Here is a 14,037-nt window from a genome sequence, read left to right as displayed (position 1 = left end):
CCCGCAGCGAATATATGGAAGGTCCCGAGCCCTGTCATTGGCAGGTCAAAAAATGCTGCACTGAGCACAAATGTCCGATCTGGGGACGCTGCGCTACGACCTCGAACATGTCCGCCAATGGCTGATTTGGGCCGACCACTTCAGCCATGGACCTTCAATCCTTGTTGTTATCGCAGATCGAGACCTGTGCTTTGATCGTCCTCCCAGGGAGTGGTTGTGCTGAACTTTTCTCGCAGAATGTTAGCAAAATCACCGGCTCTTCGAGAGAGCGGCCGAACGTTAGGCCTCACGAGTTCAACCATGCGCGCGTCAATGCGATGGCCGTTCAGAACCGCCTCCAGAGAACCGTCACGGATTGCATCGATGCAGGCGTACTTGGGCTCCAGACAAACACCTAACCCGGCTTTTGCCGCCTCGATCAAAATCTCTCCGTTGTTGGCAGTAAAGTGTGGGGACAAGCGCACTTCGACGGTCCGGCCGTCCGGGCAGGTCATGCGCCAACGCGCTGGATCGCTCCCGGTCTTGTAGACGATAGCAGGCAACCCCCTCAGGTCTTCCGGTTTGCCGGGCCGCCCGTATTCATCCCAAAAAGCGGGGCTTGCGGTAATGACATATTGAACAGGAAAGAGAGGTTCAGAGGTAAGGGCAGGGTCATCTGCATGCCCGATGCGGATCGCAAAATCAAAGCCTTCCTCGACGATGTTGACCGCCCGGTCCCCCATGTCGATATCAAACTGAACGCCCGGGTGAGCCGCAGCATAGGCGTTTGCCAGCGGAGCAAGATGGCGCAGCCCGAATGCGGGCGGGCAGGCGATGCGGATTGGGCCCGAGACCGACCCTTCGAGGCAGGCAACTGCATTGTCGGCCTCTGTCAAATCCGACAGGAGGCGGAGGCAGCGGTCATAATACATGCGCCCTTCCTCGGTGGCTTTGACACCGCGGGTCGAGCGCTGCGTGAGCTTGACATCAAGCCGCGCCTCCATCTCATCAACCCTGCGGCTGACGGCCGAAACCGCCACCCCTTGCCGTGTTGCAGCAGCGGAAAACGAGCCGGTTTCTATGACCGCAACGAAAGCTTCAATCTCTGCGAAACGGTTCATTTGTTTTCCAATATTTCGGCAGGGTATGCCGAATTTATACATCTTATCTAAAATTTCAGAAAGGGTATGTTAGTGAAATTCAGCACGCCAGCCAAAGGAGCCGCCTGTGGCCCACTGCATCGCGCAACGTTCCCACTCCTACCCAATCGCCATGTTTTCTGTTCTGTGGCTGGTGGGCTGGACCTTGCGTGTCCCGGTGCTGGCGGCCCCGCCTTTGGCAACACGCATCGGCGATGCCTATGGATTGGACACGGCGGGCATTGGGGCGCTGACCATGCTGCCGGTGGTTGCCATCGCCTTTGGCGCGCTCCCGGCGGCGATGATCATTGCCCGGTTCGGGCTTAAAACCGCCATCACTGGCGGGCTTCTGCTGATGGCGGCAGCCTCCAGCGCGCGCGGCTATGCGCCCTCCAGCGCGGTGCTGTTTTCCGTTTCCGTTCTCATGGGGCTGGGCGTTGCCGTGTTCCAGACAGCTTTGCCTGCTGCCACGCGGGTCTGGACGCCAAGCCACGTAGCGCTTGGGAGCGCCATTTACTTAAATGGGATGATGGTCGGCGAGATGTCTGGCGCTGGATTGACGCTGCCTGTGCTGTTGCCGCTGGCCGCAGACGATTGGCGCGCGGCGCTGCTGCTCTGGTCCGTGCCGATTGTGCTGATTGCATTGGCGGCGGCACTTGTCCGGACGCCCGAAACTGAGAGTGATCCGCTCGAGAGTGCCGCCGACCAAAGGCCCCCGGCAGCATCGCTGCCACGCTGGAACGACCGCCATGTCTGGCGGTACGGGGCGCTTCTGGCCGGTTCGGTCGTGGCATTCTATGTCATCAATTCCTACGTCGGAGCCATCCTGCAGGATCGGGGCGAGATGGAAGCCCTGGCCGGCTTGCTCTTTGCCTACAACGCCACCCCGCTTCTGGCCTCAATTGCCGTTCTGGCGGTGCCGCGGTGGATCGGCAAACAGGGACCAATTGCAGCATCAGCCGTACTGTCCGTTGCGGGGCTCGCAGGGTTTGCCTTCCTGTCCGAATGGGCGTCTTGGGCGGCCGCGCTGCTCACCGGTTTTGCCGCGTCGGTTGAGTTGATCCTGCTGGTTTCACTGCCGGCGGTGATCGCCAAAGGGCATGCAGTCACCCGGCTGAGCGCGGGGATGACCCTGGTTGGCTACGGCATTGCATTTGCACTGCCGCTGATGGGAGGCTGGCTTGCCAAACGCCTGGATTGGCTGGAATTTGCGCTCATTCCGTCCTTGATATTCATGGTTGCAGTACTGTTTGTTGCTGGAAGAGAACGCGGTTATCCGAAGTATGAGTAAAGAATATTGGCGGTGCTCATTTGCCTGCAGGCCAGCCGCATCCAAGGATCGATTGGTCCGCAAACTGTGAGTTCACACATGATCTGACTTTGCGGTCACAACTATTGTCCGCTTTGACGGGTCGCAATGCAGCGGTGAAAGGCGATGTTCAACGGCAGCTAACGGCCACCCGTGCCGGCCAGGGCGGATTAGCTTTGACTGCTAGCTGCACCGCGGAGTCCGGCGGTTCGAGCCCAAAGTACTGGATGCTGCGTTTTGTATGGACGACGGCTTCGACGTCAGCGACACAGCAGCTCCGTTACTTCATGACGCAACCCGGAAAGCCAAAATGATGAACGGATTTCGGCTGAAATCAGTAAGGGAGGAATACAACTGCCTGACAAGAACACTTTGAACCGGCGGCGGTTCGGAAAGTTGGATCTTGGTGACCTGAGCCTCAAATATCCTCCACCTCGCGGAGAGTCCTTGGGTGCGGATTGGTGGCCTTACGCAGCCAGTTTGTCCATCATTGTTTTCTTTGCGCATTCTCTCGGCATCAGGCTGCCTGAACGCACTTGCGTTGCTTTCGCCGTCCGCGTGAATCTGGCAGACTTCCCGGGCATTTCGCGGGGCGTGAGATGAAGCTGTGTTGGACAGGCGAAAATTCTTGAGCACGGTCGTATTGATCGCGGCATTGCTGGGTGCGTGCTATGGCGCGGTGCTTCTCGTTGCATTCGCCTTTCAATCGCGGCTTGTCTTTTTTCCAAATGTGCCGTCCCGCGACCTCGGCCCCGGTCCGGACAGTATCGGGCTGGCCTACCAGCAACTGGAAATACCAACCGAAGACGGGGTCAGGCTCGTCGCGTGGTATGTACCGGTTTCCGAACCACGCGGCACTGTGCTGTTCTTTCATGGCAATGCCGGCAACATCTCGCACCGGCTCGAGTCCTTGCGCGTTTTCAACGAACTCGGCCTTGCCACCTTCATCTTTGACTACCGCGGCTACGGACAAAGCGAAGGTAAGGTTTCCGAAAACGGATTCTACCGCGATGCCGACGCGGTCTGGCGCCATCTTACCGAGGAGATGGAAATTCCGCCCGGCCAAATCGTGGTGTTCGGCCGTTCGTTGGGCGCTGCCGTTGCGGCGTATGTCGCAGGCCGGCAAGAGCCCGGGGCGCTCATCTTGGAAAGCGGTTTCGTGTCCGTTGCCGACCTTGGCGCCAAGATCTATCCTTGGCTTCCGGTACGATGGCTGGCGCGCATCCGTTTCCCGGCCACCAAATTCCTGCAATCTACGGTCTGTCCGGTCCTGATCATACACAGCCGCGACGACGAAATAGTCCCCTTCGAGCAGGGCGTGAAGCTCCACTCTGCCGCCCGCCAGCCCAAGGATTTTCTCATAATTCGGGGTGGGCACAATGACGGCTTTCTGGTGAGCAAAAGGCACTATCTTGAGGGTATCGACGCATTCATTGCCGCCTCACTCGGCCGCTGAACGCACATTGAACACAGCGAATATCAACTCGGTCTGCGTCTGCTTGCAATCGCTGAGCCGTATTTCTGCGCAGTGCACTAGCGGCAGGTTCTTCGGGCCGTCACGCTGAGCGCTGGACGACCCGCAGATATCAGGCACGGGCGGCGAGCGGCCCCGTGCGATTATCGCATCCGAGCCTGGCAGAAAGGCAGCTAAGGGCTCAAACTGCCCGCCCGTGCTCGCCGCAGAGAACGGCCGGAAGGGAGACAAACTAATGAATTTCCGGCACAAACATCCGCCATCGGGTGGCGTAAATTGCGCCTTGCAGTCCTGCCGGCATAAGCATTGCGAGCCAGCTTGAACCTGTCAGCCAACGGCTTGGCCGGTTGCCTGCTCAGGTTTGAACTGCGAGACTGGAAGTCCTGCAGGGTGAAGATATGAGCTTTGAAACCAGTAAACCTGAACCTCCGAGTCTCTGGTTTGGACAAGGTTTTCATTTTGCCTGTCTCGCAGGGCTACTCGCGGCCCTGTTCTCAATCTGGGCTGTAATCGGCCGGCCCTTTCCCGCCACCTTTTGGATCGCCGCCGGAGTCCCAGTGTTTCACCAAGTCTACACCTGGGTTGCATGGCGGCTTGAGCTGCAATCTTCCGCTACGAGCAAGACAATGGGGTTCGGAGGTTACCTCATCGTGTTTTTCCTGCTGTTTGGCGGCCGCTTCATCTCCTTGGCATTCCTGGCTTATCTGGACCGGGGCAGCCTCGGCCTCGCACCAGAACCCCGGATGCTGATCTCCAGCATTCTTCTCGTTCCCGGGCTTTACGCCATTTGCAGTGTAAAGCGGTATTTCGGGATGGCGAGAGCCGCAGGCGGCGACCATTTTGAGCAACGGTTTCGTGACATGCCGCTGGTGGAGGACGGCATCTTCCGCTTCACCAGAAATGGCATGTATCTTTATGCCTTCCTGCTGTTCTGGAGCATCGCCATTTGCCTCAACTCATTGACCGCACTTACTGTTGCAGCTTTCAGCCACGCCTATATCTGGGTTCATTTTCATGTGACCGAGAAGCCCGATATGAAGTTTCTATACGCTTCCAAACAGCTCTGACCAATCCCCAGTCTTTTCTGTACGATCACCAATTCGATGCACGCTGCCGGGCAATCTTTTTGAGTTTTTCAGCTGAATCGCGCGATAGGGGATAGTCCCCGATAGAAAATATGTCTTGTTCAGTCAGCCCTATGTCGCGCAAATTGCGCGCCGACAGGCCGCCCAGTTCCTTCCTGATCTTTAAGCGGTTACGGAACTCGACCGATACGCGCCAAATATAACTTATCAGACCAGAAACGATCGGGCTGAATGTTGCACGGTCGTGCTTATAGATATGCGTTAGTGCCATTGCCAATTCTCCCGTGAGTTTTGCTAATCAGAGATGATGCGGCAAGCTTGGCAGGACTGGGCTGCGAGCAGGTAGTGCAAGGCGTGAAGCAAAGGCGATACTGAATGTGAACTGGAGCGTGCCGCGGATTGCGGTGTAGTCTTGGTCGCGAGGAGACCAAGCTGATGCGAGGAAAACCCTACGGACTGATCTGCCCGATCTCAAAAGCCTGCGAAATACTGGAGCCACGCTGGACCATCCAGATTTTGACAGAGCTTTGGAACGGATCGACACGCTTAAACGAAATTCGCCGCTGCGTTGGGCATATTTCTCCGGGTCTTTTGTCCAAGCGTTTGAGAGAAATGGAAATTAGCGGTCTGGTCGAGCGTGTCGAAGATCGGGCGACCGGCCATATCGACCATATCCGGACTCAAAAGGCGATCGATCTGGAGCCGGCGCTCAATGCACTTGCCGTTTGGGCACAGCGCCATATCGAGGCCAATGCCATGCTTCGCGACGGCGACGCCTCGATGCTTATGTGGAGCTTGCGGCGTAAAGTGATGGCTGATGAAATGCCGCGCCGCCGTGTTGTGATCCGCTTTCATTTGAAAGATGCTAAACCGCCGATGGACAAGTACTGGATGCTGGTTCAGCCCGGCGCCGAAGTTGAATTGTGCATCGACGACCCAGGCTTCGATAACGATGTTTTTGGCGAGACGTCGGTTCGATCTCTGGGCGGCGTTTTTAGCGGGCGCACGACCTATGCCCGAGAAATCGAAAGCGGGGCACTATTCCTGTCAGGTGATGCCCGGCTGGCTCGAACGATCGACCGCTGGCTCGAGCGGTGCGAGTATGCCGGGGTCGATGGAGTTCTCACTTTCCCCTTGGAAACAGAAGTGGCTGAAGCCCAATTCTGACTTCATATCAACATCAGCTCAGTCCCGCGCGGTGCGAGTTTACATGACCAGCGATTTCGCAACCGCAGCGAATGGCAGGTTCGGCGGGCTGCATCGCAGCACGTCAAAGTGCAGTCGAGCGGCGGCTTAGGGCCGGTCGAGATGATGCGTGTCCTGCTGCACTCGCGAAGTTGTTCTCCCTGGCCGTAGTCGCTTTGGGCTCAAAGGGTGAGCTCGCTGCTTTAGGATTGAACGGCCGGTCCAGGTTGAGCCCGCTTTTACTGCAGTAGCGCCAATTCACGTGGTGCGAAGCAAGATCATCCTTCGCGCAAATATTTGCGACGGATCTCCGCTGCTATTTTGCCTGTCGCATCGTCTTGCGCCAGGCGGCAGGGGTGGTTCCATAGATTTTCCGGAACTGGCGGATGAAATGCGTTGTGTCCTGCCAACCGACGCGCGGTGCAATTTGGGCGGCTGTCAAATCGGTATGCTGCAGGAGCTGAGCTGCTTTTGCGACCCGGGCGGACGTGATCCAAGTCCCAACGGTAAAACCGGTCTCAGATTTAACGGTTGCCGCAACATGGGGGGCGGTTCGGCCCACGCTTGCGGCAACGTCACTCAACGATATTGGCGACAGGCTATGCAACTGAATGTAACGCAGTGCCTTGGCAACCAATGCTGATTTCTGCATGCCCTCCTGCGGCTTTGGGATGGCGCGTGTGATCTCGGCCAAAATCAGCGTGATAAGGCTGCGCTGCACCTCAGCGCTTTCGTCGGTTTGTTCCTTTGTCTCCGCCGCAAGGGTTTTGAACCAGGTCAGCAAACGCTGTTGAGCCGGATCGTCCAGCGCAATCACGGGTGCTGCGCCAAGCCTGACCTCGGCAAACGGGCGCATGACGGCCTGGGCTTCGTCAAATCCTAACCCTCCCGCCGAAAACCCCAGCAGCCAGTATTCCAGATCCTCGCCCGCCAGTGGAACATGCGGAACGCCAGCAGGAACAACCGTAACCGTCCCTGGCAGGGACAGGGCTTCATAGCGCTGCTCCATGGTGAACCAGCCGTCGCAAACCAGGATCAGCCCGTGTTCAGCATGGACGCAAACAGCGCCGGGTGATGTTTTCACCCCCGTTTCGTGGATGACAAAGCAGGGCGGATGCAGCGCAGTAGCGGAATTGTCCGTCGCCATGTGAAAACCCTGAAAACCATAAGATCAGCCGATAATACCCAAATCTGCGCTCTCCAGCAACGCAGGGGGGTAGCCTATCTAGCCGTCAATAGTATGGCACTGAGAACTGGAGACAGAAATGGCAGGCGTGTTTTACGACCTTATCATCATTGGCGGCGGCCCGGCCGGGCAATCAGCGGCTCTGGTAGCCGGACGAAGCCGGCTCAAAACCGCCTTTATCAACGCCGAGGCGCCCCGAAATTTCGTCACTACAGCCTCGCATGGCTTTCTGACACGGGACGGAGTGCATCCCAGCACGCTTCTGGAAGTATCCAAGGAGCAGCTCCGGAAGTACCCTTCCGTACGCTACATCGCAGACAAGGCAGTGGATGTGGCACAACTGGCTGGGGGCTTTTCCGCAACGACTTGGGGTGGTGAGACCCTGACCGGCTCACGCATGGTGATTGCAACGGGCTACAGTGACGATCTGGATCAACTGGCGCTGCCGGGCATCGAAATGGTGTACGGAAAGTCGGTCTACCCCTGCCCGTTTTGTGACGGCTTTGAGCATGCCGGTGAAGCCCTGGCGATCTTTGGACACGATGAGGTCGAGCATTTCGTACCGATGATGCGGCTTTGGTCCGACGATATGATCGTTTTCACCAATGGGCGGCCGTTGGACGCCACGGTGAAGGCTGATCTGATTGCCAAGGGTGTCCCGGTTGAGGAATGCAAAATTGAAGGCTTGCGATCCGTTGAAGGAATTCTCACACATGTCACACTGGAGGATGGCCGGGAAATAGCGCGGCAAAGCGGATTTGCCGTTGAGGATTTTTCCGCACCCGCCACCGATTTTGCAGAACGTCTGGGAGTATTGGCAAAAGGTGAGAATGACTGGGGGATGCCGGAACGGGCCGACTCTGCGGGAACAACAAATGTGCCTGGCTTACACGTGGTTGGGGATGCCCGGACCGGTTTCAGCGGTGTCGCGGCAGCGGTTGCAGAAGGCGGGTTCTGCGTAGAGATGATAGCCCATCAGATTGCCATGGACCTTTGGAACAATGGACCGGAAGCTGCAAGTTGAAACGGAAAACCCAAATCCTGTGGGACAAACAGGATCGTCTAAAGGCGACCGCTGGCGGTTGTTTCAGGCCGTCAGCGCTGCCGTTCCGGTGCGCAAGGTCCTCTATCCAGGCAGCTATGTCGATATTGCTCCGTCTTTTGTCTACGGCGATGTGACCTACGCAGATATGGACACTCGGGCAGAGGCGTTCTTTGCCGATGCCGAAGGGGTGGCGCAAATTATCTGTGATCATGGCGGTAACGTGAACGGGCGGGTCAGCTTCGTTTCAGGCGACTACAGGTCGCTGGCCTTACAGGAGCAGAGCTTTGACCTGCTGATCTCGCTCTATGCGGGGTTCATCTCGGAAGCCTGCGGTCATTTGCTGCGTATTGGCGGTGTGCTTCTGGCGAATTCCAGTCATGGAGATGCAGCGCTTGCAGGGCTGGATCCGAGATTTGAACTGGCTGCGGTCGTAACCACCGCAGGGGACCACTACCGTATTTCAGATAAGGAGCTGGACGCCTACATGGTGCCGAAAAAGCCGCAGTCGATCACCGTGGGAAAGATCAAGGCCTCTGGGCGCGGTATCGCCTATACAAGATCGCCTTTTGCCTATCTGTTCAAACGAACTTCTTGAAGGCGCCTCAGCTAAAGAAAATCTGCCAAAGCGATCACTCTCTGCTTGGCAGAAGTCGGGTAATAAAGGCTTCGTGCGGGCCCTTTACCGACAATCTTATACACCCTCTATTAGGGAGGGAGGGCACACGATCATTGGCCGGCTCCGAAGTGAGGCTTCAGAAAACCAACCGTTCGTGCATCGCGCGGCCTTGCCGGTCCATGAGTGGCGGCAATACTGAGTGCTCATGCTTCTCCCGATCCAGCAAGGGGCATCAGCTTTGGCTCTCCTGTGCGCTGCCCGGAGAGCCATCGGGAAAATGTGTTCATCGCCCGTGTTGCCGGGCGGTCTGACGGCCAGGCAAGATAGTAGCGCCCGGCGGAAAAGGTGACGCAGAATGGTTGCGCCAGGCGGCCTTGGGCTATGAAACTCTCGAACATGGCGACCGGCAGCAGCGCCGCACCTGCTCCCGAGGCGGCCAGTTCCGCGAGCGCTACCGAGCTGTCAAAGATCGGGCCCGTGACCGGCGGGCATGGTGCGCCTGCCGCTTCGAACCAGCCCGGCCACTCGGCGCTGCGGTAGCTGCGCAGAAGTGTCACCTGCGCGAGGTCCGTTGGATGCTGCAGGCGCGCCGCCAGCCGCGGCGCGCAGAGCGGCGCCAACGGAGCCTCCATCAGCGGGATTGCGTCATGTCCGGTCCAGCCGCCGGTGCCGAAGCGGATCGCCATGTCCAGTCCCTCGCGCAGGATTTCCACCCGGTTGTTGTTGGTCGAAATCCGCAGATCGATCTCCGGATGCGCCTGCCGGAACGCTTCCACCCGCGGCATCAGCCAGCCGAGCGCAAAGGTCGTGTTCACCCCGACCTTCAGCACCTCCACGTCGCGCTGCCCACCAAGTCGGCCGAGCACCCGCGCCATCGCGTCGAACCCGTGTTCGAGCACCGGGAACAGCCGTTGCCCCTCGTCGGTCGGCACCAGCCCCTGAGAGGTGCGCAGGAACAGGGTGACGCCCAGCAGATCCTCCAGCCGCGCGACCTGATGGCTGACCGCGGCCTGCGTCACGCGCAGTTCGACGGCGGCCTTGGTGAAACTGCCCTGCCGCATGGCAACCTCGAACACGCGCAGGGCGTTCAACGGCAGGTCGGGGCGATCCATGGCAATACCTCAGCTAATGGCAGGCGACAAGATTTGTCGTTTGTAGCGCTGGTTCAAGCTCAAATATACCAACCGCATGACATCATCTGATGTTGTCTTTGGCTCTTATCCCGAAAGGAACATCCCATGCGGTTCACCGCTTCCGTCCTGTCGCGCGCTGCGGCAGGGCTCGCTCTTGGCCTGTCTCTGGCCACCCTGTCCGCCGCCGAAACGCGCCTCGAGGCGCTGGCCGAAACCGTGTCGCAAGTTGAGCAGAGACTTGGCGGGCGCGTCGGTTTTTCGCTCAAAGAGGTTGGAGGGCAGACGGTCTGGTCTCACCGGGAGGATGAACGTTTCCTGATGAACAGCACCGTGAAGGCGCCGATCTGCGGGGCCGTGCTCGCGCAGCGCGATGCGGGGGCACTGGCTCTTTCCGACGCGCTGCCGGTGCGCGAGGCGGATCTGCAGTCCTACGCGCCGGTCGCAAAAGCGCGGGTTGGCGAGGATATGACGATCGGCGCGCTGTGCCTTGCCGCCATCGACATGAGCGACAACACTGCAACCAATATCCTGATCGACCGGCTTGGCGGGCCGCAGGCAGTTACGCAATTCTTCCGCAGCATTGGCGATCCGATCAGCCGTCTGGACCGGCGTGAGCCCGGCCTGAACACCTTCGCCCCCGGCGATCCGCGCGACACCACAACCCCGGCCGCGATGGCCGCCACGCTGGAAAAGCTGCTGCTGGGAGGTGCGCTGTCCCCGGCTTCGCGCGATCAGCTGGCGGACTGGATGAGCCATGGCAGCGTGACGGGCAACCTGCTGCGCGCTGACACGCCCGCGGACTGGCAAGTCTTCGACAAGTCCGGCAGCGGCAGCCACACGCGAAACATCATCGCAATGGTCACGCCCGACAAGGGTGCGCCGTGGATCATCACCATCTTTCTGTCGGACGCAGATGCGGATTTCGGCACGCGCAACGCGGCCCTGCAGGAACTTGGCAGTGCAGTCATGGCAGTCATCCGAGACTGAAGGAGCTCGGGCCAGAACGCGGAAAACCGGGCGTGGAGAAGCCGCGGGGCGCGGCAGGGCACAGCAGAGAAGCGGCAGGGCACAGCAGAGAAATTGTGCCGACTGAATGCCGGTACCCAGCCTAGCCGCCGACCGGTTCGGACCGCGGAGAGCCTCTGCCTGCCGCGCTTATTCTTGGAGCACTTCGCAACTTCTGCGAAAGGGAGGCAAGCGCAGCGAATGTTCAGAAAACCCCGGTCTTGGGCATTGCCTATGGAGACAGCGCCGCACTTTACCGGCAAGTTTGTTCCGGATCATACCTGCTGATCCTGCAGGAAAAGACACAGGCGGGAATACCCCCGCCTGTGTCCGCCTTCGTGCTTCCTGAGTTCCCCGGATTGGATACCAGCAGGTGCGGTCGTGTCTCTCAGGGCTGCCAGTCCTCTTCCAGATGGAAACATGCGTGCTATCAGAAACTGTAATGTGTTCCGGGCGACGCTCCGCCTTGAATGGCGGCCACGCGCTTGCGGACAAGGGTCACAGCTTTGAGATGTCCGCATAGACATTGTATTCGGCAATCTTGCCATCGCGAAGGCCCAGGCGCGTTGCGAAAGGAACCTTGTGCTCACTTTGATTCTTGCGGGTATAGTGAACAGATCCTTCGCAGAAAACAGTATCACCGCTTGACCATATGCCGGTGATTGTGTGGTTCATCGCGCTGATCGTGGTGAAAAAGGAGGCGTTGGCGCCCTCAACGGACTTGCGTCCCGTGATCGCGTCGAAATTGCCAAGCCGGAAGGTCACATCATCGGTCAGAAAGCTGGCGACCGTTTCAGCGTTCATCGCGTCGACTGCAGAATAGAGACCGTCGATCAGGACAGTATGGGCAGTGGTTTCTTTAGCTGTGATTTGCATTGGTGGTTCTCCTGGATTGAGGTTGAGAGGCGGACGAGGAAGCCGGGCATCTCTGGCGTTCGCGATTGGTCAGCCTGCGCCGGAGGCCGGCCGACAGGGTATGGCCATTGGTGATTGCAAGGCCGAGAAACAAGACGAGCAGGGAAAGCATCAGGAAAAGATGGATAGGCTCTCCGAAGGCAAGCGCGCCGAAGGCAATGCCGAACAGCGTTGCGAAGTATCCGACCTGCGCAAACCCGATACCATCGGTGCGGCGCTGGACTTCGAAGGTCAGAGCATAGCTGAGAGCGGTGATCAGCCCCGTGCCGGCGATAGCTGAAAACGTGCCTAGGCTTAGCGTGGCGGTTTCCAAGATGCCGCCCGAAACCAGCAGCAGAAGGCCGGTCAGCACCAGCTGCAACAAAAGTGTTCCGGCCGCCAACATCACCGGGTCGCCGCCGAGAGGGTAAGAGCGGCTGCGGAACACGTTGCCCATGGCCAAGAGCAGCGGAGCTGCAGCTGACAGGACGACCCAGAAAGGAGCAACGCCGGTCAGCTCAAATCCGCTTCCGGCGGCAAGGCTGATCCCCGCCAGGCCGATCAGGATTCCCACCAGCCGATGGACTGGCAGCATCCGGCGTTCTACGAGAGCGGTGATTGCAAAGGTAAAGACCGGCGAAAGCGTAACCAGTGCCGAGTAGAACCCCGCCGAAACGTGATCCAGAACGGTATAGCCGATCAGGGCAGGCCCGCTGACGCCGAGAACCCCGGCGCCAAGGTAGTAAGTCAGATGCCCGCGGCTCAGCGGCGGGCGCCTGCCAGTGGCCGCGGCTGCAGCTGACAAGGCAAGGCTTGCCACGAAGAGTTGCCAGAACAAAGCTGGAATTGAGCCGGTGCCTGCGATGGCCACGAACTTGGACAAAGTGAAACTGACCCCGACCAGCATCCCGATCGCAATGATCAAAGCTGTGGGCGGCAGAGATTTGACGAAGCCAGGCATCACGCTGACCCTTGGTGCGAGGGCATGTCCGCAAAAGGGCTGTCCGGTCCGATCGGGATGATGCCGGCCGGATTGATATGCCGGTGGCTTTGATAATAATGAGCACGGATATGTTGCAGATCGATGGTTTCGCGGACGCCGGGCAGGCCGCCGATATCGCAAAGATAGCGGGACAGAGCGGGGTAATCCGCAATCCGCTTTCGGTCTGTCTTGAAGTGCGTGACGTAGACCGGGTCAAACCGCACAAGTGTCGTAAAAAGTTTCAGATCGATGCCGGTGATCTCCTCCCCGGCCAGATAGCGGCGGTGCTCCAGTACTGTTTCGACGTCTTCCAGCGCCGCAAAAAGCTGTGCCACCGCGTCGTCATAGGCGGCTTGCGAGGCCGCAAAGCCGGCCCGGTAAACTCCGTTGCAAATCGGCGCATGGATCATCGCGGTCAGACGGCTGATTTCATCAGACAACGCGCTGGGATAGAGGTCAGTCCCGGTTGCGCCTACCCCGGCAAAGGCGGTGTTGAGAATCTGCAGAATACTTGCGGACTCGGTGCTGACAATCCTGCCGCTTTGCTTGTCCAGCAAAAGGGGCACGGTGACCGGCCCGGTAAAGTCCGGCGCGGCCCGCTGGTAGACCTCAAAAAGATAACGGTCACGCGGCACACCCGCAGTCTGCACGAAGCCTGGCTGGTCGATGACCCAGCCGTTCTCTGACATGACCGGATCCATCCATGTGACGCTGACCGCCTCCCGGAGGCCTTTGAACGTCAGCATCAGGTCGACGCTGTGGCACCAGGGGCAGGCCTTGGACAAGTACAGATGGTACCGGCCTGATACTGCAGGAAATGCTGCGCCGAGCTTGGCTTCGATCCAGGACTGGAACGCGCTTGGCATCCTCTGAAACTGCCCGTCGGCAGATGCAGGTTTGTCGCGAAGAATTCCATTGATTAGCATTTTGGACATGGCGGCCTCCGGCAATCTGACTGTCGGAAATGAACTATTTGGTTCCAGTTCTCACTTTAATCCGCTACCT

Annotated in this window: 14 protein-coding genes; 7 read left to right on the top strand and 7 right to left on the bottom strand. The window is 58.8% G+C overall.

Annotated elements, in window-relative coordinates; genetic code table 11:
* Window positions 1-167 precede the first annotated feature (167 nt).
* Window positions 168-1,100 (bottom strand): LysR family transcriptional regulator, encoded by a 933-nt coding sequence (locus AC58NV_RS05500; RefSeq protein ID WP_497226211.1) that lies wholly within the window; start codon window positions 1,098-1,100, stop codon window positions 168-170.
* A gap of 106 nt (window positions 1,101-1,206) precedes the next feature.
* Between AC58NV_RS05500 and AC58NV_RS05495 the strand changes: the two genes are divergently transcribed.
* The 3 genes from AC58NV_RS05495 (at window position 1,207) to AC58NV_RS05485 (ending at window position 4,968) form a co-directional block, all read left to right on the top strand.
* Window positions 1,207-2,409: an MFS transporter gene (locus AC58NV_RS05495; RefSeq protein WP_497226210.1), complete on the top strand. Its 1,203-nt coding sequence runs from the start codon at window positions 1,207-1,209 to the stop codon at window positions 2,407-2,409.
* A 646-nt stretch (window positions 2,410-3,055) separates the two neighbouring features.
* The gene (locus tag AC58NV_RS05490) at window positions 3,056-3,883 is read left to right on the top strand and encodes an alpha/beta hydrolase (protein WP_497226209.1); all 828 of its coding nucleotides are present in this window, start codon (window positions 3,056-3,058) and stop codon (window positions 3,881-3,883) included.
* A 416-nt stretch (window positions 3,884-4,299) separates the two neighbouring features.
* Window positions 4,300-4,968: a methyltransferase gene (locus AC58NV_RS05485; RefSeq protein WP_497226208.1), complete on the top strand. Its 669-nt coding sequence runs from the start codon at window positions 4,300-4,302 to the stop codon at window positions 4,966-4,968.
* Window positions 4,969-4,993: 25 nt separating this feature from the next.
* On the opposite strand, the gene AC58NV_RS05480 is transcribed toward AC58NV_RS05485, so the two are convergent.
* Window positions 4,994-5,257 carry a DUF1127 domain-containing protein gene (locus AC58NV_RS05480; RefSeq protein WP_497226207.1) on the bottom strand — a complete coding sequence of 88 codons (264 nt, stop codon included), beginning with the start codon at window positions 5,255-5,257 and terminating at the stop codon, window positions 4,994-4,996.
* Between the two features lie 164 nt (window positions 5,258-5,421).
* On the opposite strand from AC58NV_RS05480, the gene AC58NV_RS05475 reads away from it, so the two are divergent.
* The gene (locus AC58NV_RS05475) at window positions 5,422-6,153 is read left to right on the top strand and encodes a winged helix-turn-helix transcriptional regulator (RefSeq protein WP_497226206.1); all 732 of its coding nucleotides are present in this window, start codon (window positions 5,422-5,424) and stop codon (window positions 6,151-6,153) included.
* A gap of 334 nt (window positions 6,154-6,487) precedes the next feature.
* Here the strand turns inward: AC58NV_RS05475 and AC58NV_RS05470 are convergent, their stop codons facing one another.
* Window positions 6,488-7,318, bottom strand: a complete 831-nt coding sequence (locus AC58NV_RS05470; protein ID WP_497226205.1) for a helix-turn-helix domain-containing protein — start codon at window positions 7,316-7,318, stop codon at window positions 6,488-6,490.
* A gap of 118 nt (window positions 7,319-7,436) precedes the next feature.
* On the opposite strand from AC58NV_RS05470, the gene AC58NV_RS05465 reads away from it, so the two are divergent.
* Together AC58NV_RS05465 and AC58NV_RS05460 are read left to right on the top strand one after the other, a co-directional pair.
* On the top strand, window positions 7,437-8,381 hold the full coding sequence (locus tag AC58NV_RS05465; RefSeq protein ID WP_497226204.1) for an NAD(P)/FAD-dependent oxidoreductase: 945 nt from the start codon (window positions 7,437-7,439) through the stop codon (window positions 8,379-8,381).
* Window positions 8,359-8,997 carry a hypothetical protein gene (locus AC58NV_RS05460; RefSeq protein ID WP_497226203.1) on the top strand — a complete coding sequence of 213 codons (639 nt, stop codon included), beginning with the start codon at window positions 8,359-8,361 and terminating at the stop codon, window positions 8,995-8,997. Before AC58NV_RS05465 ends, AC58NV_RS05460 begins: the two co-directional genes overlap by 23 nt.
* Before the next feature lie 224 nt (window positions 8,998-9,221).
* On the opposite strand, the gene AC58NV_RS05455 is transcribed toward AC58NV_RS05460, so the two are convergent.
* Window positions 9,222-10,130: a LysR family transcriptional regulator gene (locus tag AC58NV_RS05455; RefSeq protein ID WP_497226202.1), complete on the bottom strand. Its 909-nt coding sequence runs from the start codon at window positions 10,128-10,130 to the stop codon at window positions 9,222-9,224.
* Window positions 10,131-10,256: 126 nt separating this feature from the next.
* Between AC58NV_RS05455 and bla the strand changes: the two genes are divergently transcribed.
* The gene (bla, locus tag AC58NV_RS05450; RefSeq protein WP_497226201.1) at window positions 10,257-11,138 is read left to right on the top strand and encodes a class A beta-lactamase; all 882 of its coding nucleotides are present in this window, start codon (window positions 10,257-10,259) and stop codon (window positions 11,136-11,138) included.
* Between the two features lie 516 nt (window positions 11,139-11,654).
* On the opposite strand, the gene AC58NV_RS05445 is transcribed toward bla, so the two are convergent.
* From AC58NV_RS05445 to AC58NV_RS05435, 3 genes are read right to left on the bottom strand one after another with little or no spacing between them, the layout of a single operon-like run.
* Window positions 11,655-12,032 (bottom strand): nuclear transport factor 2 family protein, encoded by a 378-nt coding sequence (locus tag AC58NV_RS05445; RefSeq protein ID WP_497226200.1) that lies wholly within the window; start codon window positions 12,030-12,032, stop codon window positions 11,655-11,657.
* The gene (locus AC58NV_RS05440) at window positions 12,016-13,011 is read right to left on the bottom strand and encodes a DMT family transporter (protein WP_497226199.1); all 996 of its coding nucleotides are present in this window, start codon (window positions 13,009-13,011) and stop codon (window positions 12,016-12,018) included. The genes AC58NV_RS05445 and AC58NV_RS05440 overlap by 17 nt, the downstream gene beginning before the upstream one ends.
* A complete protein-coding gene (locus AC58NV_RS05435) occupies window positions 13,011-13,982 on the bottom strand; it encodes a glutathione S-transferase family protein (RefSeq protein WP_497226198.1) in 972 nt (323 codons plus the stop codon). Before AC58NV_RS05435 ends, AC58NV_RS05440 begins: the two co-directional genes overlap by 1 nt.
* Window positions 13,983-14,037 lie beyond the last annotated feature (55 nt).

The sequence above is a fragment of the Leisingera sp. ANG49 genome, assembly GCF_059694505.1.
The sequence above is the reverse complement of the archived record's forward strand: the minus strand, read 5'-3'. Positions and strand labels throughout refer to the sequence as shown.